The sequence below is a fragment of the Streptomyces sp. NPDC005485 genome, assembly GCF_040606085.1.
Lineage (GTDB): Bacteria > Actinomycetota > Actinomycetes > Streptomycetales > Streptomycetaceae > Streptomyces.
This window is the reverse complement of record NZ_JBEXDZ010000251.1, coordinates 1-8,760: the sequence shown is the minus strand read 5'-3', so window position 1 is coordinate 8,760 and position 8,760 is coordinate 1. Positions and strand designations below refer to the sequence as shown.

The following is an 8,760-nucleotide window of genomic DNA, read 5'->3' as shown; positions in this document are numbered from 1 at the left end:
GCGGGCCCCGCGGCGGGCGGGCCCCCGCCCCCCCCCGGCCCGCTGGGCCCCCCCCCCCCCCCCAGCCGGGGCGGGGCCGCCCGGAGATCTCCGGGCGCCCCCTCCTCGTATCGGTGGAAGTGGTCAGGCCTCGCGGCGGTGGCGGGCCGGCGTGGTCTCGCCGCGCTCCTCGGCGAGCGCGGCCTTGCGCTCCTTCTCGGCCTGCTCCTCCGCCTCCATCTCGGCGAACACGTCGATCGGCGCGGGCGCCTTCGCCAGGAAGACCCAGGTGAGCCAGACGGCGAGCAGGAACGGCGGGATCTTCAACGCGACCAGGACCCAGCCGAGTTGGGCGGTGTTGGCCCACCAGTACAGCGGGAAGAGGATCGCGCACTTGGCGAGCAGGATCAGGCCCCAGGCCCAACTGGCCTTCGCGTACGCCTTCTTGCGGCCGGGGTTGCGGGTGCGCCAGGAGAGGTTCTCCTTGAAGACCGGGCCGAGGATCAGGCCGATCAGCGGGACACCGAACAGAGTCGTGACGATGTAGGCCAGCGCCAGGACCAGTGTGTAGAGCATGCCCGGCAGGTAGAAGTCCTTGGCGTTGCCGGTCATCATCGCGAAGACCACGCCGAAGGCGACGCCGAAGACGCCGCTGAAGGCGTGCTTGACGGTGTCCCTCATGGCGAGCCGGACGACGACGAGGACCAGGGACACCGCGAGGGCGGCGATCGCCGACCAGTGCAGGTCCTTGTTGATCGTGAAGATGGTGACGAAGAGGAGGCCGGGCACCACCGTCTCGACCATGCCACGCAGGCCGCCGAACGCCTCGAAGAGCGCGGCCTCGGTCACCGCCCGGGCGTCCTGCTGGGGGTCTTCGGTCGGCTTGTCGAGCGACGTCACCGGCTACTCCCGTCCAAGCGGTCTCAGTTCGTACTTCGGGTTGAACAGCACCCTACGGCCTCGGCTCATGGAGATGCGTCCGGATGCGATCAGCTTGCGCCCGGGCTCTATCCCCACGATGGAACGCCGGCCGAGCCACACCACGTCCAGGGCCGCCGAACCGTCGAACAGCTCGGCCTCCAGGGCCGGGACTCCGGCCCGTGGTCGCAGAGTGACCGTGCGCAAGGTACCAGTAACCGTGACGATCTGGCGGTCGTGGCAGTCGCCGATGCGCGTACAGCCCGCGGTCTCGGCGTCCTCACGCAGCTCCTCGGACTCCAGGTCCTCCTGGGACGAGGAGAGCCGGTCCATCATGCGCCGGAACCGGCCCACCGGCTTTTCGGAACGAGGAACAGCACTCATACCGAAAGCGTACCGGGGTGCGCTGACACGAACGTACCCGCGGGGCCCCGCCCCGAACCGGCGTACGGCCACCCGTGCCGGCCTGCACGACCACCCGGCTCACTTCTCGAACCGGTACCCCATCCCCGGCTCGGTGATGAAGTGCTTCGGATGCGACGGGTCGGCCTCCAGCTTGCGGCGCAGCTGGGCCATGTACACGCGCAGGTAGTTCGTCTCCGTGCCGTACGACGGCCCCCACACCTCCTGGAGCAGCTGCTTCTGGCTGACCAGGCGGCCCGTGTTGCGCACCAGCACCTCCAGGAGGTGCCACTCCGTGGGGGTCAGACGGACGTCACGTCCGTCGCGGTGGACCTTCTTGGCGGCCAGGTCGACGCTGAAGTCCCCGGTGTCCACGATCACGTCGTCCTCACCGCCCCCGGTGGGCTCCGCGCGGCGGACAGCGGCGCGCAGCCGGGCCAGCAGTTCGTCCATGCCGAAGGGCTTGGTGACGTAGTCGTCCGCGCCCGCGTCGAGCGCCTCGACCTTCTCGTCGGAGGAGTGGCGGGCGGAGAGCACCAGGATCGGTACCCGGGTCCAGCCGCGCAGCCCCTTGATCACCTCGACGCCGTCCATGTCGGGCAGACCGAGGTCGAGCACGACGACGTCGGGGTGGCGGGCGGCGGCGGCCCGGAGCGCGCCGGCTCCGTCGGCGGCCGAGTCGACCTCGTACTTGCGTGCCTTCAGGTTGATCACGAGGGCGCGGACGATCTGCGGCTCGTCGTCGACCACGAGCACCCTGGTGGGGGCCTGGGGGCCTCCCCCGGTCGGGCTCAGCATGCGGGGTGCCTTTCTGCTGGTGCTACTGGTGCCGGTGCTGCTGCCGCGGTGGCCAGGTCCGGCCGACTGCCCGCGGCCCGGAGCGTGAGCACCATGGTGAGTCCGCCGCCGGGGGTGTCCTCGGCGGCGAGGGTGCCGCCCATGGCCTCCGCGAAGCCGCGGGCGACCGCGAGGCCGAGGCCCACACCGGCGCCGCGCGGGGCGTCGCCGTGGCGCTGGAACGGCGCGAAGATGCGGTCCTTGGCCTCGTCGGGGACGCCGGGGCCACGGTCGACCACGCGGACCTCCACCCGGTCGGCCATGGCGCTGGCCGCCACCAGGACCTGTTCGTCGGCGGGGCTGTACTTGACGGCGTTCTCGACGAGGTTGGCGACCGAGCGCTCCAGCAGCCCGGGGTCCACCGCGACCATCGGCAGTGTCTCCGGGATCTCCAGGTCCACGCTGTCCTCCGGTACGCCGCCCAGCGCCATCGGCACCACCTCGTCGAGGTCGATCTCGCGGATCAGCGGGCTGACGGTGCCGGTCTGGAGGCGGGACATGTCGAGCAGGTTGCCCACGAGGTGGTCGAGGCGGTCGGCGCCGTCCTCGATGCCCTCCAGCAGCTCCGCCTGATCCTCCTGCGACCAGGACACGTCGTCGGAGCGCAGCGAGGACACGGCGGCCTTGATGCCCGCGAGCGGGGTGCGCAGGTCGTGGCTGACGGCGGCCAGCAGGGCGGTGCGGATGCGGTTGCCCTCGGCGAGCGTGCGGGCCTGGTCGGCCTCGTGCTGGAGGCGCCGGCGGTCCAGGACCACCGCGGCCTGGGCGGCGAACGCGGCCAGCACCCGGCGGTCGGAGGCGGGCAGCACCCGGCCGGACAGGGCGAGCGCCATGTGGTCGCCGACCGGCATGTCGACGTCGGCGTCCTCGGGCCGCTCGACCAGCGGGCTTGTGCCGACGCTGCCCGCACAGGTCCACGGTTCGACGTCGCTCGCCCGCTCCAGCAGGGCCACCGACTCCATTCCGAAGGTCTCCCGGACCCTTTCGAGAAGGGCCTCCAGGCTGGTCTCGCCGCGCAGCACGCTGCCGGCGAGGAAGGAGAGGATCTCCGACTCGGCACGCAGCCGGGCGGCCTGGTGGGTACGGCGGGCGGCCAGGTCCACCACGGAGGCGACGGACACGGCGACGCCGACGAAGATCGCCAGGGCGATGATGTTCTTCGGGTCGGCGATCGTGAGCCGGTGCAGCGGCGGCGTGTAGAAGTAGTTGAGCAGGAAGGAGCCGAAGGCGGCGGAGGCGAGTGCCGGGAGGAGGCCGCCGAGCAGGGCCGCCGCCACTGTCAGGGCCAAAAACAGCAGCATGTCGTTGGCGAGACCGAGGTGGACGGTGTTCAGCAGCACCGCGACGACCACCGGGCCGCCCACGCCGACCAGCCAGCCCCAGATGATCCGCGCCCGCCCGAGCCGAGCGCTCCGGGTGACCGGCAGACCGCGTCCCTTGGCGACCTCCTCGTGCGTGACGATGTGGACGTCCAGGTCGGGGCCGGAGTCGCGGGCCACCGTCGCGCCGACGCCCGGCCCGAACACGTACTGCCAGGTCTTGCGGCGCGAGGAGCCGAGCACGATCTGCGTCGCGTTGACGCCGCGCGCGAAGTCGAGCAGCGCGGCCGGGATGTCTTCCCCGACGACGTGGTGGAAGGTGCCGCCGAGGTCCTCGATCAGGGTGCGCTGAAGGGCGAGTTCCTTGGGCGAGGCGGAGCTCAGCCCGTCGCTGCGGGCGATGTACACGGCGAGCACCTCGCCGCCCGCGCCCTTCTCCGCCAGCCGCACGGCCCGCCGGATCAGTGTCCGCCCCTCCGGGCCGCCGGTCAGCCCGACCACGATCCGCTCCCGTGAACCCCAGATCTTCGAGACGCGGTGCTCGCTGCGGTACTCGGTCAGGTACTCGTCGACCCGGTCGGCCACCCACAGCAGCGCCAGCTCGCGCAGCGCGGTCAGGTTGCCCGGCCGGAAGTAGTTCGACAGGGCCGCGTCGACCTTGTCGGGCTTGTAGATGTTGCCGTGTGCCATACGGCGGCGCAGCGCCGGCGGCGACATGTCGACCAGCTCGATCTGGTCCGCCCGCCGCACCACCTCGTCGGGCACCGTCTCCCGCTGCCGTACGCCGGTGATCGACTCCACGACGTCGCCGAGCGACTCCAGGTGCTGGATGTTGACGGTCGAGACGACGTCGATACCGGCCGCGAGCAGCTCCTCCACGTCCTGCCAGCGCTTGGCGTTGCGCGAGCCGGGCACATTGGTGTGGGCGAGCTCGTCGACAAGGGCGACGGCCGGCCGGCGGGCCAGTACGGCGTCGACGTCCATCTCGGTGAACACGGAGCCCCGGTAGTCGATCTCGCGGCGCGGGACCTGTTCGAGGCCGTGCAGCATCACCTCGGTGCGCGGCCGGTCGTGGTGCTCCACGAAGGCGACCACGCAGTCCCCGCCCCGCTCCACACGGCGGTGCGCCTCGGACAGCATCGCGTACGTCTTGCCGACGCCCGGTGCCGCACCGAGATAGATCCGAAGCTTGCCGCGTCCCATGGCCCCATTGTCTTCCCGTCACAGCGGTGCACGCTGCGTCGACCTTACGGCCAATAATCTCGACAAAAGGGGCGGTCGGCAGAGCGCGGAGTGTCTTTGACGCAACCCTGACGGGGCACGAGCGCGTCAGTGCCCGACGACCTCCCCGTCGCTCAGTTCGAGGACGCGGTCGGCGAGCCCGAGGAGGTTCTCGTCGTGCGTGGCGACCAGCGCCGTCACCTGCTCGCTGCGGACGACCGCGCGCAGCAGTTCCATCACGGCGAGGCCGGTCTCGGCGTCGAGCTGACCGGTGGGTTCGTCGGCGATCAGGAGAGAGGGGTTGTTGGCGAGCGCGCGGGCGATGGCCACGCGCTGCTGCTGGCCGCCGGAGAGTTCGCCGGGCCGCTGCGCCGCGTGATCCGCGAGTCCGACCAGGGAGAGCAGCAGTTCGACGCGTTCCTCGCGCTCCCGGGGCGCGGCCCGGCGCAGCCGCAGCGGCACGCCGACGTTCTCGGCGGCCGTGAGGATGGGAATCAGCCCGAAGGACTGGAAGACAAAGCCGATGCGGTCCCGGCGCAGCTCCAGGAGCCCGTTCTCGCCGAGCCCGGACAGTTCGAGACCGTCGACGGTGATACGGCCCCGGTCCGGCTCGTCGAGTCCGCCGACGAGGTTGAGCAGTGTGGTCTTGCCGGAGCCGGAGCGGCCCTTGAGGGCGACGAGTTCACCCCGCGGTACGTCGAAGGAGACGCCGCGCAGTGCGTGGACGGCGGCGGCTCCGGTGCCGTACGAGCGGTGCACGTTCTCCACGCGCACCATGGTTTCGGTGACGGTCTGGTGCATGGTCTGCTGCATGTCCCTCCCCCTCGGGCCGGGCGCCAGTATCGGCATCCGGCACCCGGTCGGGCAATGGGCCGGCCCGCGCGACGCGAACGGGCCGCACTCCCGGCAGGGGGTGCGGCCCGTGGCAGATCGTGGCTAGCGAACCTCGGTGATCTCCGGTCCGCGCTGCAGCTGGCCCATGCCACCGGAGAAGCGGGAACCGCTCTGCTCCTCCTGCTGGACACCCTCGGGCACCATCTGCGCGTCGTTGGGCAGCTTCAGGACGATCGGGTCGCGGGGCGCCATCGGGCCCTCGCCGCGCACGACGACCGTGTCCCGGAAGACCTGCTCAAGGAGACCCGCGGCCTGCGGCTGCACCGCGCCCTGGCCGGAGATCACACCCCGCAGGAACCAGCGGGGACCGTCCACGCCGACGAACCGGACGACCTGGAAGCCGCCCGTGCCGTCCGGCAGTTGTACCGGAACCTGCGCGCGCAGTTCCCAGCCCAGCGGACCCTCGACCTCGTCGATGACACCGCCCTGCTGGGTGATGCCGGAGGCGATCTCCTCGCGTACCTCGCCCCAGATGCCCTCGCGCTTGGGGGCGGCGAAGGCCTGCAGCTGGACGGCGCTGTCGCGCAGCACCACCGTGGCCGCGACGATCGCGTCGCCCGCGACCTCGACGCGCAGTTCCATGCCGTCGACTCCCGGCACGAAGAGGCCCCCGAGGTCCACGCGGCCCTCGGCCGGGTCACGTACCTCGGAGTCGTCCCAGGGACCGTCGGGGCGCGGTTCCGGCTCCAGCCTCACGCGCTCCCGGTCCGCGTCGTCCGCCTCAGTGTCGACGCTGTCGACGACCTGCTCGGCCTCGCTCGCCGCGTCCTCGGCGGCACTGCCCTTCTTGCGACGTCCGAACACGTCACTGTCCTTCCCGGTCGGATACGACCGAAGCGTATCGATTCCCACCCGTTGTGGCGCCCACGGCGGCATGACCGCCGGTGGACCCGAAGCCCCCTGCGGCCCGCACCGATTCGGGAAGTTCCGCGACCTCCTGGAAGCGGACCTTCTCGACCTGCTGGACGACCAGTTGAGCAATCCGGTCGAAGCGCTCGAACCGCACCGACTCGCGCGGGTCGAGATTCACCACGATCACCTTGATCTCCCCACGGTACCCGGCATCCACCGTCCCCGGGGCATTCACCAGGGCGACACCGCACCGGGCGGCGAGGCCCGAACGCGGGTGCACGAAGGCCGCGTACCCCTCGGGAAGCGCGATGGACACCCCGGTGGGCAGAACCGCCCGTTCGCCGGGCTCCAGTTCACAGCTCTCGGTGGTGCGCAGGTCGGCCCCCGCGTCACCCGGACATGCGTATTCCGGAAGCGGAACTTCCGGGTCGACGCGCCTGATCAGCACGTCCACAGGACTACGGCTCACGGGTTCACCTCGAAGGCGCGTGCACGCCGGATCTGGTCCGGGTCGTCCATGGCGGCCCGGATCTCCTCCGGGCGGCCGTTGTCGATGAAGTGGTCGACCTTCACCTCGATGAAGAGGGCGTCCGCGCGGACGGCGACGGGCCCCTCGGGGCCGCCGATCCGCCCGGTGGCGGACGAGTAGATCTTGCGTCCCGCCACCGCGGTGACCTCGGCCTCCAGGTACAGCACGGTGCCCACGGGCACGGGCCGTACGAAGTCGGTCTCCAGCCGGCCGGTGACGGCGATGGTGCGCAGCAGCCAGTTCAGCGAGCCCAGCGTCTCGTCGAGCGCGGTGGCCAGAATGCCGCCGTGCGCGAGGCCGGGCGCACCCTGGTGGGCGGAGCGCACGGTGAACTCCGCGGTGACCCGCACGCCGTCCTCCGCGCGGGCCTCCAGGTGCAGCCCGTGGGGCTGTCCGCCGCCGCAGCCGAAACAGTGTTCGTAGTGGGCTCCGAGGAGCTCGCCGGGGGCGGGCGCGTCGGGGTGCCGCACCGGCGCGACGGCGTCGGCGGGAGGCTTCAGAGCTGCGGAAGTACCACTCACAGGCGCAGACCTTACCCGCGAGTCCACCAAGTCTCCGCACCGTGCCAAGCTTGGCTTCATGCAGCTCTCCGCCTCGCCGTACGAAGAACGCCTCACCGCCCCCCGCAGCTGGTGGCTGGTCTGCTTCCTGGTGGGGGTCGCCATGGCCCTGATCCTGCTGCCGTTCGGCACCCTGCCGCTGCTGGGCGGCCTGGTGGGCGGCACCGCCGTCTCGGCGGTCGTGGCCAGTTCGTACGGTTCGGTCCGCATCCGCGTCGTCGGGGGCTCGCTCATCGCGGGGGAGGCGAAGATCCCGGTCGCGGCCCTGGGCGACGCCGAGATCCTGGACCAGGAGGAGGCGCGCGCCTGGCGCACGTACAAGGCGGACACTCGCGCCTTCATGCTTCTGCGCGCCTACATTCCGACCGCGCTGCGCGTGCAGGTCACCGACCCGCAGGACCCGACTCCGTACGTGTACCTGTCGACCCGGGAGCCCGAGCGGCTGGCGCAGGCACTGGAAGCCGCCCGGACCGCGGCGTAGCACCGGGCACCACGAGGGTCAGCGCCCCAGCTCCCTGGGGATCTCCCCCATCCGCAGCGGGTCGGCGGGCTTCTCCAGCGGTGGCAGTTCGGGAAGGGACTCCCACGGGACCCGGGTCTTGCGCAGGTCCTTGCGGATGCGCTCCGCGAGACGTTTGGTGTCGCGGCGGTTCATGACCGCACCGACGGCCGCGCCCACCATGAACGGCATCAGGTTCGGCAGGTCCCTGACCATGCGCTTCATGATCTGCTGGCGCAGCTCACGCTTCATCTGGCCGCCGAGGGCGGCATTGACGGTCGACGGCCTGGTCACGTCGATCCCGCGCTCCGAGGACCAGGAGTTCAGATACGCGGTGCTGCGCTGCTTGAGGTTGCCGGGTGGCCGGCGGCCGTAGACCTCGTGGAGCTCGGCGATCATCTTCAGCTCGATCGCGGCGACCCCGGTGATCTCGGTGGCGAGCTCGGTGGGCATGGCGGGCGGCACCGGGAGCATGGCGGCGGCGCCGATCCCGGCGCCCACGGTGGACGTCGCGTTGGCGGCACCGGTGACGAGCTTGTCGGCGAGCTGCTCGGCCGTCAGACCGGGAAACTGTCTGCGCAGGGTGTCGAGGTCCCGTACGGGAATGCGCGGGGCGTTGTCGATGATCCGGTCGGCGAGGTAGGACAGGCCCGCTCTGGCCTTGCTGCCGCCCTTGCGGACGCCATCCCTGACCCCGTCGCGGACGGCGGCCGCGCGGCGTCGCGCGACGGGCGCCGGGCAGATGGAAGA

The 8,760-nt window shown here is 71.5% G+C and carries 10 protein-coding genes; 1 reads left to right on the top strand and 9 read right to left on the bottom strand.

The annotated features are described in order from the left end of the window. Positions 1 to 123: 123 nt before the first annotated feature. From ABZS97_RS42210 to ABZS97_RS42175, 8 genes are all read right to left on the bottom strand, one after another. A complete protein-coding gene (locus ABZS97_RS42210) occupies positions 124 to 879 on the bottom strand; it encodes a DUF3159 domain-containing protein (protein WP_356148591.1) in 756 nt (251 codons plus the stop codon). 3 nt (positions 880 to 882) lie between these two features. Beyond that, positions 883 to 1,281: an OB-fold nucleic acid binding domain-containing protein gene (locus tag ABZS97_RS42205; protein ID WP_356148587.1), complete on the bottom strand. Its 399-nt coding sequence runs from the start codon at positions 1,279 to 1,281 to the stop codon at positions 883 to 885. Positions 1,282 to 1,380: 99 nt separating this feature from the next. Further along, positions 1,381 to 2,097 carry a response regulator gene (locus ABZS97_RS42200; protein WP_356148583.1) on the bottom strand — a complete coding sequence of 239 codons (717 nt, stop codon included), beginning with the start codon at positions 2,095 to 2,097 and terminating at the stop codon, positions 1,381 to 1,383. After that, positions 2,091 to 4,658: an ATP-binding protein gene (locus ABZS97_RS42195; protein WP_356148576.1), complete on the bottom strand. Its 2,568-nt coding sequence runs from the start codon at positions 4,656 to 4,658 to the stop codon at positions 2,091 to 2,093. Before ABZS97_RS42195 ends, ABZS97_RS42200 begins: the two co-directional genes overlap by 7 nt. A 126-nt stretch (positions 4,659 to 4,784) precedes the next feature. Then, positions 4,785 to 5,477 (bottom strand): ABC transporter ATP-binding protein, encoded by a 693-nt coding sequence (locus ABZS97_RS42190; protein WP_356148597.1) that lies wholly within the window; start codon positions 5,475 to 5,477, stop codon positions 4,785 to 4,787. Between the two features lie 135 nt (positions 5,478 to 5,612). Continuing rightward, complete coding sequence (locus ABZS97_RS42185; RefSeq protein ID WP_356148573.1) at positions 5,613 to 6,374, bottom strand: DUF3710 domain-containing protein; 762 nt, start codon at positions 6,372 to 6,374, stop codon at positions 5,613 to 5,615. 1 nt (position 6,375) lies between these two features. After that, the gene (dut, locus tag ABZS97_RS42180) at positions 6,376 to 6,891 is read right to left on the bottom strand and encodes a dUTP diphosphatase (protein WP_356148569.1); all 516 of its coding nucleotides are present in this window, start codon (positions 6,889 to 6,891) and stop codon (positions 6,376 to 6,378) included. Then, the gene (locus ABZS97_RS42175) at positions 6,888 to 7,472 is read right to left on the bottom strand and encodes a PaaI family thioesterase (RefSeq protein ID WP_356148566.1); all 585 of its coding nucleotides are present in this window, start codon (positions 7,470 to 7,472) and stop codon (positions 6,888 to 6,890) included. The genes dut and ABZS97_RS42175 overlap by 4 nt, the downstream gene beginning before the upstream one ends. A gap of 58 nt (positions 7,473 to 7,530) precedes the next feature. On the opposite strand from ABZS97_RS42175, the gene ABZS97_RS42170 reads away from it, so the two are divergent. Then, on the top strand, positions 7,531 to 7,992 hold the full coding sequence (locus tag ABZS97_RS42170) for a DUF3093 domain-containing protein (protein WP_356148563.1): 462 nt from the start codon (positions 7,531 to 7,533) through the stop codon (positions 7,990 to 7,992). A gap of 18 nt (positions 7,993 to 8,010) precedes the next feature. Here ABZS97_RS42170 and ABZS97_RS42165 read toward each other — a convergent pair whose 3' ends face one another. Beyond that, the gene (locus ABZS97_RS42165) at positions 8,011 to 8,754 is read right to left on the bottom strand and encodes a hypothetical protein (RefSeq protein WP_356148594.1); all 744 of its coding nucleotides are present in this window, start codon (positions 8,752 to 8,754) and stop codon (positions 8,011 to 8,013) included. Positions 8,755 to 8,760 lie beyond the last annotated feature (6 nt).